The organism is Pseudomonas sp. TWR1-1-3 (assembly GCF_049896805.1).
In the GTDB taxonomy this organism is placed as follows: Bacteria; Pseudomonadota; Gammaproteobacteria; order Pseudomonadales; family Pseudomonadaceae; genus Aquipseudomonas; species Aquipseudomonas bubulae.
This window is the reverse complement of the sequence record NZ_JAFCUZ010000003.1, coordinates 110,491-124,686: the sequence shown is the minus strand read 5'-3', so window position 1 is coordinate 124,686 and position 14,196 is coordinate 110,491. Positions and strand designations below refer to the sequence as shown.

At 58.7% G+C, this 14,196-nt stretch carries 13 protein-coding genes and 1 riboswitch; of the genes, 6 read left to right on the top strand and 7 right to left on the bottom strand.

Annotated features, from left to right (window positions below):
• Window positions 1–285 precede the first annotated feature (285 nt).
• Window positions 286–903, top strand: coding sequence for a PAQR family membrane homeostasis protein TrhA (gene trhA / locus ACP7BE_RS13365; protein ID WP_094999870.1), 618 nt, complete (start codon window positions 286–288; stop codon window positions 901–903).
• A 7-nt stretch (window positions 904–910) separates the two neighbouring features.
• On the opposite strand, the gene ACP7BE_RS13360 is transcribed toward trhA, so the two are convergent.
• Window positions 911–1,762: a formate/nitrite transporter family protein gene (locus tag ACP7BE_RS13360; RefSeq protein WP_094999871.1), complete on the bottom strand. Its 852-nt coding sequence runs from the start codon at window positions 1,760–1,762 to the stop codon at window positions 911–913.
• Window positions 1,763–1,959: 197 nt separating this feature from the next.
• A complete protein-coding gene (locus tag ACP7BE_RS13355) occupies window positions 1,960–2,361 on the bottom strand; it encodes an acyl-CoA thioesterase (protein ID WP_016782518.1) in 402 nt (133 codons plus the stop codon).
• A 195-nt stretch (window positions 2,362–2,556) separates the two neighbouring features.
• Window positions 2,557–2,663, top strand: a riboswitch (S-adenosyl-L-homocysteine riboswitch).
• A gap of 22 nt (window positions 2,664–2,685) precedes the next feature.
• Here ACP7BE_RS13355 and ahcY point away from each other — a divergent pair.
• From ahcY to ACP7BE_RS13340, 3 genes are all read left to right on the top strand, one after another.
• Window positions 2,686–4,095, top strand: a complete 1,410-nt coding sequence (ahcY, locus tag ACP7BE_RS13350) for an adenosylhomocysteinase (protein ID WP_088378781.1) — start codon at window positions 2,686–2,688, stop codon at window positions 4,093–4,095.
• Window positions 4,096–4,197: 102 nt separating this feature from the next.
• On the top strand, window positions 4,198–5,043 hold the full coding sequence (gene metF, locus ACP7BE_RS13345; RefSeq protein ID WP_094999872.1) for a methylenetetrahydrofolate reductase [NAD(P)H]: 846 nt from the start codon (window positions 4,198–4,200) through the stop codon (window positions 5,041–5,043).
• Between the two features lie 363 nt (window positions 5,044–5,406).
• On the top strand, window positions 5,407–7,260 hold the full coding sequence (locus ACP7BE_RS13340) for a DEAD/DEAH box helicase (RefSeq protein ID WP_146541314.1): 1,854 nt from the start codon (window positions 5,407–5,409) through the stop codon (window positions 7,258–7,260).
• 159 nt (window positions 7,261–7,419) lie between these two features.
• On the opposite strand, the gene ACP7BE_RS13335 is transcribed toward ACP7BE_RS13340, so the two are convergent.
• Together ACP7BE_RS13335 and ACP7BE_RS13330 are read right to left on the bottom strand one after the other, a co-directional pair.
• Window positions 7,420–7,995 carry a YceI family protein gene (locus ACP7BE_RS13335; RefSeq protein WP_094999874.1) on the bottom strand — a complete coding sequence of 192 codons (576 nt, stop codon included), beginning with the start codon at window positions 7,993–7,995 and terminating at the stop codon, window positions 7,420–7,422.
• 32 nt (window positions 7,996–8,027) lie between these two features.
• Window positions 8,028–8,579: a cytochrome b gene (locus ACP7BE_RS13330; RefSeq protein WP_094999875.1), complete on the bottom strand. Its 552-nt coding sequence runs from the start codon at window positions 8,577–8,579 to the stop codon at window positions 8,028–8,030.
• Between the two features lie 272 nt (window positions 8,580–8,851).
• Here ACP7BE_RS13330 and ACP7BE_RS13325 point away from each other — a divergent pair, with 272 nt between their 5' ends.
• Both ACP7BE_RS13325 and ACP7BE_RS13320 read left to right on the top strand, forming a co-directional pair.
• Window positions 8,852–10,258, top strand: coding sequence for an adenosylmethionine--8-amino-7-oxononanoate transaminase (locus ACP7BE_RS13325; RefSeq protein WP_095020460.1), 1,407 nt, complete (start codon window positions 8,852–8,854; stop codon window positions 10,256–10,258).
• A 73-nt stretch (window positions 10,259–10,331) separates the two neighbouring features.
• Complete coding sequence (locus tag ACP7BE_RS13320; RefSeq protein ID WP_094999877.1) at window positions 10,332–11,051, top strand: 16S rRNA (uracil(1498)-N(3))-methyltransferase; 720 nt, start codon at window positions 10,332–10,334, stop codon at window positions 11,049–11,051.
• A 575-nt stretch (window positions 11,052–11,626) separates the two neighbouring features.
• On the opposite strand, the gene ACP7BE_RS13315 is transcribed toward ACP7BE_RS13320, so the two are convergent.
• The 3 genes from ACP7BE_RS13315 to ACP7BE_RS13305 are packed head-to-tail and all read right to left on the bottom strand — an operon-like array spanning window position 11,627 to window position 14,165.
• The gene (locus tag ACP7BE_RS13315) at window positions 11,627–12,529 is read right to left on the bottom strand and encodes a transporter substrate-binding domain-containing protein (RefSeq protein ID WP_150628471.1); all 903 of its coding nucleotides are present in this window, start codon (window positions 12,527–12,529) and stop codon (window positions 11,627–11,629) included.
• A 22-nt stretch (window positions 12,530–12,551) separates the two neighbouring features.
• Entirely contained in the window at window positions 12,552–12,902 is a 351-nt protein-coding gene (locus tag ACP7BE_RS13310; protein WP_094999879.1) for a RidA family protein, read from the bottom strand.
• Window positions 12,903–12,932: 30 nt separating this feature from the next.
• A complete protein-coding gene (locus tag ACP7BE_RS13305) occupies window positions 12,933–14,165 on the bottom strand; it encodes a D-amino acid dehydrogenase (protein ID WP_426106144.1) in 1,233 nt (410 codons plus the stop codon).
• Between the last annotated feature and the right edge of the window lie 31 nt (window positions 14,166–14,196).

The window sequence follows — 14,196 nt, the reverse complement described above, 5'->3', positions numbered from 1 at the left end:
AGTGGCAGGCCCCGAATTCTGGGAACACTGCAAAACCTGTGGGAGCTGGCTTGCCTGCGATGCAGGCGATGCGGTCAGTCAGATAAACCGCGGTGCTGCTATCGCGAGCAAGCCCGCTCCCACAGAGTTCAGTGGCAGGCCCCGAATTCGGTGAACACTGCAAAACCCGGGGGTGCAGGTTGCCCTGCTCGACGAACGCCGCATTGCCCTTTAACCTCGCAACCTTGACCCTTATCTCATAACCAGGTGACACAGTCGCACTATCGGCTCTTGAGGATCTTGCACATGTATCACGGGGAAAAACTCAACGCCTGGACCCATCTGGTGGGTGCCGTGGCGGCAGCAATAGGCAGTATCTGGTTGTTGGTAATGGCCTGCCTGGACGGTAGCCCGCAGAAGATTGTCAGTGTGGCCATTTATGGTGTCACGCTGGTGCTGTTGTACAGCGTATCCACCGTGTACCACAGCGTGCGCGGGCGCTCCAAGGTGATCATGCAGAAGTTCGATCATCTCTCCATTTACCTGCTGATCGCCGGCAGTTACACGCCGTTTTGCCTGGTCACGCTGCACGGCCCCTGGGGCTGGTCGTTGTTTGGCATCGTGTGGGGAATGGCGGTGATCGGCATGCTGCAAGAGATCAAACCGCGCTCCGAAGCCCGCATCCTGTCCATCGTTATCTACGCGGTCATGGGCTGGATTGTACTGGTGGCCGTCAAGCCCTTGCTGGCAGCGCTGGGTACCGCAGGCTTTGTATGGCTGGCCACCGGCGGGGTGATGTACACCGTGGGGATCATCTTTTTTGCCCTCGACCACCGTCTGCGCCATGCCCACGGCATCTGGCACCTGTTTGTGATCGCCGGCAGCCTGCTGCACTTTGTGGCCATCGCCCATTATGTGATCTGACTCGGGGCTACTGAACCTCCTGCTTGGGCTTCTGGGTGTCGCTGCGGATCTGCGCGTGGCTGATCAGGGCGAAGATAAAACTGCCACCAATGATATTGCCGGCCAGGGTGGGGCCGGCAAAGATCAGCCAGAAGTCCTTCCAGGGCAACTCGCCAGCAAACACCAGATACGACACCTCGGCCGTACCGACCACGATATGGGTGAAGTCACCCAGGGCCATCAGGTAGGTGATGAGGATGATGATCCACATCTTGGCGCTTTCCATGGACGGGATCATCCACACCATGGTGGCAATCATCCAGCCCGAGATAATGCCTTTGGCGAACATCTGGCTGGCGTCGTTTTCCATGACCTTGCGGCCGATTTCCAGAAAGGCCTTGTCGGTCTGCGTGTCGAAAATCGGCAAATGCAGCATCACATAGGCCACCAGCAGGGTGCCCATCAGGTTGCCCACCAGCACCACCGCCCACAGCCGCAGCAGCCGCCCGAAATTGTTGAGTGTGGGTTTGCTCATGATCGGCAGAACGGCAGTCAGGGTGTTTTCGGTGAACAGTTGCTGGCGAGAGAGAATGACCGCCAGAAAGCCTGCGCAATAACCGAAGCTGGCGATGACCTTGAACCCGTCGCCGTCGGGCAGGCGTGAGTTGAGCAGGCCCATGGCCATAAGGGACAGGCCCATGGTCAGCCCGGCGGCCAGTGCCGACCAGAACAGGGCGGCGATGCTGCGCTCCAGTTCCAGATCGCCCTGCTGGCGGATGATTTCGTGCAGCACCGCGGCGCGCGGTGGCTGGTTTTTGCTGACCTCGTGCTTTTCTTCAGCCGTCAGGTTGGGGGTTTTGCCTGAATTTTGAGTGTCCATAAGGCTCCAGAACCGTGGGCGTGTGAAGGTACGACACGCATGGACTGTAGCTGTTCACTCTTGACCTGTAGATACTCTGTTGCCGGTCAACCCTCCCTGTGGGAGCGAGCCTGCTCGCGAAAGTCGTTCGCGAGCAGGCTCGCTCCCACAGTTAAAATTCCCTTCAGACCTTCGGCAGCTGCTACGGGAGCCAGGCATCAAGCCTGGCTGTCATCCTGGAACTGGTCCTTGACGTATTTGATCTCGGTACGCCCGTGCGGCGCCGGCAGGCCGTCTTCACCCAGGTTGACGAAAACCATCTTGTCCACAGTCAGGATGCTTTTGCGGGTGATCTTGTTGCGCACTTCGCAGGTCAGGGTGATCGAGGTGCGGCCGAACTCGGTGGCGGTGATGCCCAGTTCGATGATGTCGCCCTGGCGCGAGGCACTGACGAAGTTGATTTCGGAGATGTACTTGGTCACCACACGCTGGTTGCCCAGCTGGACGATGGCGTAAATCGCGGCTTCTTCGTCGATCCAGCGCAGCAGGCTGCCACCGAACAGGGTGCCGTTGGGGTTGAGGTCTTCGGGTTTAACCCATTTGCGGGTGTGAAAATTCATATTCGCTCCTGACCGTCTTGCCTTAGATGCCGACCATGATGTCAGACCACGGCACTCAGCTCTATTAAGCTTCGACTATGGTCTCGATTAGGCAAATCAAAATGCCGTGGATAAATCCTTGGGAACATCGGCGCGGATGGCTATAATGCCCCTCGCTTCAAAACGGTCATTTTTACCCGGTACCGTTCCCGCCACCTGTCCGAGGGGCGCTGCAGCAGGTTCAACCTGTCAGGCTCGGATGGGGCGTTGTTTGTTCAGGGCTCCCTGGGCAGGCACTAAACGCACAACGGCGCCCATTCGCGATTAAACGAATGGAGGCTCTTGATGAGCGCTGTAAACACGCCTGCAGGTTTTAACGACTTTAAAGTCGCCGATATGTCCCTAGCCCAATGGGGCCGCCGCGAAACCTTTATCGCCGAGTCCGAAATGCCTGCCCTGATGGGCCTGCGTCGCCGTTATGCAGCAGAACAACCGCTCAAGGGCGCGAAGATTCTGGGTTGCATCCACATGACTATCCAGACTGCCGTACTGATCGAAACCCTGGTTGCCCTGGGTGCCGAAGTGCGTTGGTCGTCGTGCAACATCTTCTCGACTCAGGATCAGGCTGCTGCCGCTATCGCAGCTGCAGGTATCCCGGTTTTCGCCTGGAAAGGCGAAACCGAAGAAGAGTACGAGTGGTGCCTGGAGCAAACCATCCTTAAAGATGGCGAGCCATGGGATGCCAACATGATCCTCGACGACGGCGGCGACCTGACCGAGCTGCTGCACAAGAAATACCCGGCCATGCTGAAAAAGATCCACGGCGTGACTGAAGAAACCACCACCGGTGTTCATCGTCTGCTGGACATGCTGGCCAAAGGCGAGCTGATGATCCCTGCGATCAACGTGAACGACTCGGTCACCAAAAGCAAAAACGACAACAAGTACGGCTGCCGTCACAGCCTGAACGATGCCATCAAGCGTGGTACTGACCACCTGCTGTCCGGCAAGCAGGCACTGGTTATCGGCTACGGTGACGTGGGCAAGGGTTCGTCCCAGTCCCTGCGTCAGGAAGGCATGATCGTTAAAGTGTCCGAAGTTGACCCGATCTGCGCCATGCAAGCCTGCATGGACGGTTTTGAAGTGGTTTCGCCGTTCATCAACGGCCAGAACGATGGCACCGCTGCCAGCATCGACGCTGCGCTGCTGGGCAAGATCGACCTGATCGTGACCACCACCGGTAACGTCAACGTGTGCGACAAGAACATGCTGGCCGCGCTGAAAAAACGCGCTGTGGTGTGCAACATCGGTCACTTCGACAACGAAATCGACACCGCTTTCATGCGCAAAAACTGGGCATGGGAAGAAGTGAAGCCACAGGTTCACAAGGTTCACCGTACTGGCCTGGGCGAATTCGACCCACAGAACGATGACTACCTGATCCTGCTGGCTGAAGGCCGTCTGGTTAACCTGGGCAACGCCACAGGTCACCCAAGCCGCATCATGGACGGTTCGTTCGCCAACCAGGTGCTGGCGCAGATCTTCCTGTTCGCCCAGAAGTACGCTGACCTGCCAGCCGAGCTTCAAGCCGAGCGTCTGACCGTAGAAGTGCTGCCGAAGAAGCTGGACGAAGAAGTGGCCCTGGAAATGGTTCGTGGTTTCGGTGGCGTTGTAACGCAACTGACCAAGCAACAGGCTGACTACATCGGCGTCACCGTCGAAGGCCCGTTCAAGCCAGAAACCTACCGTTACTGATTAAAGAAAGGCGGTCAGGCTTGCACTGACCGCCTTTTTTTTGTGTGAAAGTTCAGCGTCAGGGGTTGTCCATGCCCCCCTCGCGCACGCCAGGGTATTCCCATGTCTCAAGACCGTCGTTACAGCTTCGAGTTCTTCCCGACCAAGACCGATGCTGGACATGAAAAACTGATGAACACGGCTCGCCAGCTGGCGACCTACAACCCGGATTTCTTCTCCTGCACCTACGGTGCCGGTGGCTCGACCCGTGACCGCACGATCAATACCGTGCTGCAACTGGAGAGCGAAGTAAAAGTACCTGCTGCTCCGCACCTGTCCTGCGTGGGTGACAGCAAGGCCGATTTGCGCGGCCTGCTGGCCCAGTACAAGGCCGCGGGCATCAAGCGCATCGTTGCGCTGCGTGGCGACCTGCCTTCGGGCATGGGCATGGCCAGCGGCGAACTGCGCTATGCCAATGACCTGGTGAGCTTCATTCGTGAAGAAACCGGTGACCACTTCCATATCGAAGTGGCGGCTTACCCGGAAATGCACCCGCAAGCGCGCAACTTCGAAGACGATATCAACAACTTCGTGCGCAAGGCCCATGCTGGCGCTGACAGTGCCATCACCCAGTACTTCTTCAACGCCGACAGTTACTTCCGTTTTGTCGAGCGCGTACAAGCAGCGGGAGTGATGATTCCTGTGGTGCCGGGCATCATGCCGATCACCAATTACAGCAAGCTGGCGCGGTTCTCTGACGCCTGTGGCGCTGAAATCCCGCGCTGGATCCGCAAGCAACTTGAAGCCTACGGCGACGACACGCAGAGCATCCAGGCATTTGGTGAGCAGGTCATCAGCGAAATGTGCGAACGCCTGCTCGACGGCGGCGCCCCGGGGTTGCACTTCTACACCCTGAACCAGGCTGATCCGAGCCTGGCGATCTGGAACAACCTCAAGCTGCCGCGCTGATCTGCCTTTGTGGGAGCGGGCTTGCCCGCGATGGCATCGCTGCGGTCCGTCAAGGGATGCGCGTCGTATGCATCGCGAGCAAGCCCGCTCCCACATGGGTTTAAAGCCGTTGGGCAGCATGAAATCGGCGCGTCGTGATTGCTCTGTTATACTCCGGTTTTTCCGCCAGGCTTACGCCCGGCCGCTCGTCCTTGTACAAGGCATTCAACCTCCCGTTACGGCGCAGCTCTCAGCCAGCGCGAGCGGCATGAATGGGCCTTCAGGACTGGAGCAGGACCGGACGGGATTGCGTCATCTTAAACGCCATTCACGCCAGGCAAGACTATCCCTTTGGGCCAAGCCCTAACTAGAACAGGATTTCTCATGTCCTTTGCTTCCCTCGGTCTCTCCGAGGCTTTAGTCCGCGCCATTGAAGCTGCGGGCTATACCGAGCCTACTCCGGTGCAACAGCGGGCCATTCCCGCCGTGTTGCAAGGTCGCGACCTGATGGTTGCGGCACAGACAGGTACTGGTAAAACCGGTGGCTTCGCTCTTCCGATTCTGGAAAAGCTGTTTCCCAATGGCCACCCGGACAAATCCCAGCGCCACGGCCCACGCCAACCACGCGTGCTGGTCCTGACGCCTACCCGCGAACTCGCCGCCCAGGTACATGAGAGCTTCAAGCTCTATGCCCGCGACCTGAAGTTCGTGAGCGCCTGTGTTTTTGGCGGTGTGGGCACCAACCCGCAGGTTCAGGCCCTGGCCCGTGGTGTTGACGTACTGGTTGCCTGCCCCGGTCGTTTGCTCGACCTGGCCGGTCAAGGCAGTGTTGACCTGTCCCACGTTGAAATCCTGGTACTCGACGAAGCCGACCGTATGCTCGACATGGGCTTTGTCCATGACGTGAAAAAAGTCCTCGCTCGTCTGCCGGCCAAGCGTCAAAACCTGCTGTTTTCGGCGACGTTCTCCAAGGACATCACCGATCTGGCTGGCAAGCTGCTGCGCAACCCGGAACGCATCGAAGTAACGCCACCGAACACCACGGTCGAGCGTATCGAGCAACGCGTGTTCCGTCTGCCTGCCACGCACAAGCGTGCCTTGCTGGCGCACCTGATCACCGCTGGCGCCTGGGAACAGGTTCTGGTCTTCACTCGTACCAAGCACGGTGCAAACCGCCTGGCCGAGTACCTGGACAAGCACGGCCTCAGCGCTGTGGCCATCCACGGTAACAAGAGCCAGAACGCGCGCACCAAAGCCCTGGCCGACTTCAAGGCCGGTACCGTACGCATTCTGGTAGCGACCGACATTGCCGCTCGTGGCCTGGACATCGACCAGCTGCCGCATGTGGTCAACTTCGAGCTGCCAAACGTCGACGAAGATTACGTTCACCGTATCGGCCGTACTGGCCGTGCCGGTCGTTCGGGCGAGGCGATCTCGCTGGTAGCGCCGGACGAAGAAAAACTGCTGAAAAGCATCGAGCGCATGACCAAACAGAAAATCGCCGATGGCGACCTGATGGGTTTTGACTCGAGCACGGTTGAAGCTGAAAAGCCTGAAGTACGCGAGCGTCCGGATGTGCGTAACCCGCGCAACCCGCCGCGCGGCCCGCGTGGCGACGGTCCGGGTAACCCGGGCGGTGGCGGCGGTCGTAAAGACAAGGGCAAGGAAAAGAGCAAAGAAAAGCCGGCAGCTGCTCGCAGCGAGCGTCCAGCTCGTGAGCAAAAGCCGCGCGAAGCTCAGCCTGCCCGTGAACAGCGTCAGCCTGCTCCGCGTGCCGACGCCAATCGTGCGCCGGACGAGTTCCGTGATGACGATGTGGATAACTTTGGTAACCGCGCTGATTACGTCAGCCCGTACCAGAACAAGAACAACCAGAGCCGTGGCCGTCGTCCGGGGGCTCCGGCCCAGGGCGCAGGCACTGGCGCTGCGCCAGCGGGTCGTACCGGTGGCCGTCAGAACGGTCCGCGTACCGGTAGCGGTGCCAGCACTGGCACTCCGCCTGCCAAGCGCAGCGGTCCACGCAGTGGCGCTCCGCGTGACGGCCAGGCCCGTCGCGAAAACCGCCCGGCCCGTGACGATGCCCGTCAAGAGCCAGCGGTTAAAGGCCCACGCGAGAACCAGCCGAAGATCATGCACAAAGAGTCGAAAAGCGATCGCTTCCCGACGCCTGAGCAGCTCGATCAATTGCCGAACCGCCCGCGTGGCGAGAAGCCAGCGCTGCTGACGCGTAACCGCTAAAAATTGTGGGAGCGGGCTTGCTCGCGATTCAGGTACTTCGGGTTAACGGCTGCACCGAGGCAATCCAATCGCGAGCAAGCCCGCTCCTACGACAGCACACAAAAAAACGCCCCGGCTCTCACAAGCCGGGGCGTTTTTTTTAGCCGTTTAAAAGCGCTATTACTTGGCCTTTACGCCTTCCAGCGAGATATCCAGGCTCAGGGTCTGGTCCTTGCTTGGGGACTTGATGCCGAAATCCTGCAGGTTGATGGTGGTGGTCGCGTTGAAGCCAGCACGTTCGCCGCCCCACGGATCCTTGCCTTCGCCGTTGAACGTTGCCTTGAAGGTTACAGGCTTGGTCACACCGTGCAGGGTCAGGTCACCTGTTACGTCAGCTGTGTTGTCGCCAGTCGGCACAACCTTGGTCGACTTGAAGGTCGCTTCCGGGTACTTGCTCACGTCCAGGAAATCTTTGCTGGCGATATGCTTGTCACGTTCGGCGTGGTTGGAAAACAGGCTGGCGGTTTTCAGGGTCACGTCAATCTTGCTGTCGGCAGGTTTGGCTGCGTCCCACGAGAACGTACCGCTCCAGTCCTTGAAAGTACCGTGAATGAAGCTGAAGCCCAGGTGGCTGACTTTCCAGTCGATAAAGGCGTGCTGGCCTTCTTTGTCGATGGTGTAGTCAGCCGCCATGGCCTGACCTGCGGTCAGCATTGCGGTTCCGAGAGCCAGCGCAGCGAGGGTCTTTTTCAACATGCGTTCTATTCCTTTTGAGTTGAGGTTGAGCATCAGGCTTTGCGCCCCAGCATACGGTTCAGGGTCGCATCACGATCGATAAAGTGGTGTTTCAAAGCAACCAGACCATGAAGCCCTGCAAAAATGACCACGGCCCATGCCAGGTAAAGATGCACGACACCCGCTACATCAGCCTGGTCAGGCAGGTTGGAAATCAGTGCAGGGACTTCAAACAGGCCGAAAACCGGAATGCCCACGCCTTCAGAGGTGGAAATCAGGTAGCCGGCGATCATCACGGCAAACAAACCCAGATACAAAAAACCATGCCCGAGTTTGGCACCGATTCGTGTTGCACGGCTGTAACTGGCCAGTGCCGGTGGTGCCGGGCTGAACCAGATCCATACAACGCGTAGCAGCATTACAGCGAATAGCGTCAGACCAATGCTTTTATGCAGGTCAGGCGCCTCTTTGCGCCAAGGGCTGTAATAGTCCAGACCGACCATCCACAACCCCAGTGCGAACAACCCGAACACCGCCAACGCAACAGACCAGTGCATGAAGATGCTGACGGCACCATAGCGAGAAGAAGAGTTACGTAGCTGCATGACCAACATCCTGTAGGAACTTGGGTCTAAGACTAATGGTTTACCTATCGATTGAAAGCGCATTTTATTGCTGCAAGCTATCGATAAATACGATCTGAAGCCTGAGAGTCAAACGTTAAGCAAACGTTAACAATATTTGTGTTGCCTGTGGGTGTCCAAGGCCGTCTTTGAATACGGAGTAAACGTAATAGGTTGTTACACGCCTGCGCATTGCATAGGCTTGCACTCTTGTTTGCCCGCACACGCCGGGAGCCAGCGCCAGGAGAGTGAAAATGGGCCTGAATAACCAGTGGATGCAACGCGACCTTGCCGTGTTGTGGCATCCCTGCACCCAAATGAAAGACCATGAACAACTGCCCTTGATCCCTATCAAGCGCGGCGAAGGCGTGTGGCTGGAAGACTTTGAAGGCAAGCGCTACCTCGATGCCGTGAGTTCCTGGTGGGTCAATGTGTTTGGCCACTGCAACCCGCGAATCAACCAGCGCATCAAGGATCAGGTCGATCAGTTGGAGCACGTGATCCTTGCAGGCTTCAGCCATCAGCCGGTGATCGAACTGTCCGAGCGGCTGGTCAAGATGACACCTGAAGGCCTGACCCGTTGCTTCTATGCCGATAACGGCTCGTCGTGCATCGAAGTTGCGCTGAAGATGAGCTTTCACTACTGGCTCAACCGTGAACAGCCAGACAAAAAACGCTTCGTTACCCTGACCAACAGCTATCACGGTGAAACCATGGCCGCGATGGCCGTGGGCGATGTGCCGTTGTTCACTGAAACCTACAAGGCGTTGCTGCTCGACACCATCAAGGTGCCGAGCCCCGACTGCTACCTGCGCCCTGAAGGCGTGAGCTGGGAAGCGCATTCGCGCACGATGTTTTTGGCGATGGAGCAGACTCTCGCCGAAAATCATCAAACCGTGGCTGCGGTTATCGTTGAGCCGCTGATTCAGGGCGCGGGTGGCATGCGCATGTACCACCCGGTGTACCTCACACTGCTGCGCGAGGCCTGTGACCGTTACGGCGTGCACTTGATCCTTGATGAAATTGCCGTGGGCTTTGGCCGCACCGGTACCATGTTCGCCTGCGAACAGGCGGGTATCACGCCGGACTTCCTGTGTCTGTCCAAAGCGTTGACCGGTGGCTATTTGCCGTTGGCGGCCTGCATGACCACGGATGAGGTGTACAGCGCGTTCTACGACGATTACCCGACCCTGCGCGCCTTCCTGCATTCCCACAGCTATACGGGTAATCCGCTGGCCTGTGCCGCAGCGTTGGCGACGCTGGATATCTTCGAAGAAGATAACGTCATCGAGAATAACAAGGCCCTGGCTCAACGTATGGCCCTGGCGACTGCCCATCTGGTTGATCACCCTCATGTCTCGGAAGTGCGTCAGACCGGTATGGTGCTGGCCATTGAAATGGTTCAGGACAAGGCCAGCAAAACCGCTTACCCGTGGCAGGAGCGTCGGGGGCTTAAAGTCTTCCAGCACGCCCTGGAGCGGGGTGCGTTGTTGCGCCCACTGGGTAGCGTGGTGTATTTCTTGCCGCCTTACGTGATCACCCCCGAGCAGATCGACTTTTTGGCTGAAGTGGCCAGTGAAGGGATCGATATCGCGACCCGCAGCGACATCAGCGTGGCCGTGCCATCGAATTTTCACCCGGACTTCCGTGACCCGGGTTAAACCGGGCCGTACTGTATCTCCTGTGGGAGCGGGCCTGCTCCCACATTAGCACCCGAATTTTCAGAGAATTTAAATGAGATTGTCCCGCTTTTTTATCGACGCTCCTTTGAGCCTTGGTGAGCATGAATTGCCTGAGGCTCAGGCGCATTACATTGGCCGCGTGCTGCGTATGGCCGAGGGCGATGCCTTGCAAGTGTTCGACGGCTCGGGCCAGGAGTTTCTGGGACGCTTGCTGGAAGTCGGCAAAAAGCGCGTACGCGTGCTGCTGGACGAAACCTTCGCAGGGCAAGTTGAATCGCCATTGGCCATTCACCTCGGTCAGGGCCTGTCCCGTGGCGAGCGTATGGACTGGGCTATTCAAAAGGCCACCGAGCTGGGCGTGACTGAAATCACCCCGATCATGAGCGAGCGCTGCGAAGTGCGGCTCAAGGACGAACGCGCCGACAAACGTCTGGCCCACTGGCGGCAGGTGGCGATCAGCGCCTGTGAGCAATGCGGCCGTTCGCGGGTGCCCGTTATCCATCCGCCGGTGTTGCTCAGCGACTGGATCAAAACCACTGAAGCCGACCTCAAGCTGGTGCTGCACCCGGTGTCAGAACCCTTGGCCAGCCACGCGAAACCTTCGCGCCTGGCGTTTTTGATCGGCCCCGAAGGCGGCCTGACCGATAACGAAATCGACCTGGCCCAGGCCGCCGGCTACCAGCCTGCACGCCTTGGCCCACGGGTGCTGCGTACCGAAACTGCGCCGGTTGTAGCCCTGGCCGTGGCGCAGCAGTTGTGGGGTGATTTCTAAGTCAGGTCCTGCTTTTTTGCTTTTGTGAGAGCGGGCTTGCTCGCGATGGGGTCGACGCGATTATCTAGACCTACCGCGGCGCCTGCATCGCGAGCAAGCCCGCTCCCACAAAGGTGTGGCCTTCAATTTCAGTCGTTTCGTACGACGTTTCGCTTTCATTCTCGTGAATCATCCGAGAAGATTCCGCTCGCTTGCGCCTGTTCAAATCGGGGAATAGTCTCGGCCCATCGCTGCAAATCAGCGGTCGGGTTTAGTAGCCTGGTAGATGAGCAAGGCGCAAGGCGCCACCTTAGTGAGGCGCTTTTTTTCGGCCCCGCTTTATGGTGGCCGTGCGCAGGGCGCCCTCGGGCGCGCCGGTTTCCGAGCTCACCGGTCTACTAACCTGCGTACGGCTGCCACCCGTTTGTTTTGGTGTTGTCGATCATGCACTTGGTGGAGCTGGCCAAGGGTTATGTCGACAAGTCGCTGGATACGCTGGCAACGCACTGAAGCAGCACGCGCCTGAGTGCAGCAGGCGCGTCTTGGGGCAGCTGGCGTGAAGGTGAGGGTGTAACGGAAGACTTTTTTTGACGCCCTTACTCCACCGGATCACTCACCGGCTTGGCGATGATCTGTTTTAGCTCGGCGGTCATCGGGAACTCCAGGTTCAGGCCGTTGGGCGGGATTGGTTGTTCGAACCAGCGCTGGTAAATGCTGGTGATTTCCCCGGACTGATACAGGTCGGCCAGGGTCTTGTTCACCACCGCCAGGAACTGCGGGTCGTCCTTGCGCACCATGCAGCTGTAGATTTCACGGGATTGCTCATCCCCTACAACCACCCATTTGTGCGGATCACGAGCTTTGGCACGTTCGCCGTAGAGCAGCGCATCGTCCATATAAAACGCAACGGCGCGGCCGGTTTCGAGCATCTTGAAGGCTTCACCATGATCTTTGGCACTGATCACGTTCATGCCCATTTTGTGGTCGGCGCTGTAGCTTTTGATAAAGCGTTCGTTGGTGGTGCCTGCCGTTGTCACCACGTTTTTGTCGCGCAAATCATCAAAGCCCTTGATGCCGCTGTCCTTGGCGGTCAGCAGTTGGCCTTTGACGTAAATAAACCCATAGGAAAATGCCACCTGTTTTTGCCGTTCGGCGGTCACGCCGGTTGAGCCGCATTCCAGGTCTACGGTGCCGTTCTGCACCAGCGGGATGCGGGTTTGCGAGGTCACCAGGTTGTATTTGACCTTCAGCGGTTTGCTGCCCACTTGCTGCTGGATGCGCTCGACGATTTTATTGGCCAGCTCCACCGAATAGCCCATGGGCTTGCCGCTGTTATCGCCGACATAGGAGAACGGCACCGATGCATCGCGATAACCCAGGGTAATACTTCCCGAGTCGGCGATTTTTTTCAGTGTGCCCTGCAACGGGGCTTCGTTGGCTTGTACGGCATGGCTGATTAACAGGCCCAGCGTGCAACTGATCAAGGCAAATTTGTTCATTGTTGTTTTCCCCTCACACAGATTAATGACGAACTGCAATCACGCTGATTTCCACCAATACCTCAGGCCGTGCCAGCTCCGCCTGCAGGGTGGTGCGGGTGGGCGCCTTGCCTGCCGACAGCCAGGCTGACCACACGGCATTCATGGCCGCAAAGTCGCGCTGGATGTTTTGCAGGTAAAGGGTGGCGTTAACGATGTGGTCTTTATCGCTGCCAGCTTCGGCCAACAGGGCGTCGATCTTGCTCAACACTTCTTGCGTTTGCGCCGTAATGTCCTCGCTTTGCGTAGGCACCTGTCCCGACAGAAACACCAGGGCTTCAAACGTCGCGGCGGCGCTCAAGCGGTCATTGCTGTTGATGCGTTGAATGGTCATAGGGCTTTCCTTGTGGACGGGATGGCGCACTCAGGCGGCCAGACCTTGCATGTCAATGGAGGTTTTGCGTTGTGCAATCAGCTCGCTGAGCAAGCGCCCGCTGCCGCAGGCCAGGGTGAAGCCCAGGGCGCCGTGGCCCAGGTTGAGCCACAGGTTGCGATAACCGCTGGCACCCAGGATGGGTACGCCGCTGGGGGTTGCAGGGCGCATGCCAGCCCATTCGATGGCGGTTTGATAGTTGCCTGCATCCGGGAAAGTGCTGCTGGCCAGTTGACGCATTTGCGCCAGGCGCTTGGGGTCCGGGGCAGGGTCGAAGCCGACGATATCGACCATCGCGGCGATGCGCAGTTGCTCGCCGATACGCGCGTAAACAATTTTGCGGTCGTAGTCGGTAATGCTCACTTGTGGTGCCTTTTGCGGGTCGGTCAGGGCCAGCGTAAGGCTGTAACCCTTGAGCGGGTACAACGGCAGGTGCAGCCCCGGCAGGCGCAGGGCCGGGCTGTTGTGCCCGGCGGCGAGCACCAGTTGGTCCACGGCCAGAACCTCCTCGCCCATTTCCACCGCCTGTACCGCCCCGTTGGCGTGGCGAAGCCGGGTGACGGTCTTGCCCAGCATAAAGGTGCAACGGCCACTGGCCTGCAAGCGGGCGGCCAGTTGCTGACAGAACCCGTGGCAATCCCCGACCTCTTCGCTGGGTGTATAGATACCGCCGATAAACGACGAGCCTTGCAGCCCGGGTTCCAGGCTGGCGCACTCGCCGGCAGTCAGTGCTTGTTGAAATGAGCTGTGGATAACTTTTTTCCGGGCCTTTTCAAAGTTGCCGCGTTCACGGAACGCCACCAGCTTGCCGTTGCGCTGCCAGGCGAAGCCGTCGAGCTGATCTTCTTCGCGCCACTGCTGCAGCGTGGCCTGGCTGAGCAATGCCAGGCGCAGCAAATGCGCGCCATTGCGCTGGTTCACCGAGCCACGGCAGGCAGCCACAAACGAGGCCAGCCAGCGCCATTGGGCCGGGTCCATGCGCGGGCGCAGCTTGAGGGGCGAGTCGCCGCGCAACATCCAGCCCATCGCTTGCCACGGCACGCCGGCATCGGCCAGCGGTGCTACATAGCGGTAGGAGAGCTGGCCACCATTGGCAAAGCTGGTCTGGCTGCCCAAGGTCGGGCGGGCCTCGATCACCGTCACTTCAAAGCCGTCGCGCACCAGGGCATACGCTGTAGCCAGCCCAATTACGCCCCCGCCGATGATGCAAACTCGCTGTGCCATGTCAGTCCTCACCCTTGTTGTTCGGGCTTCA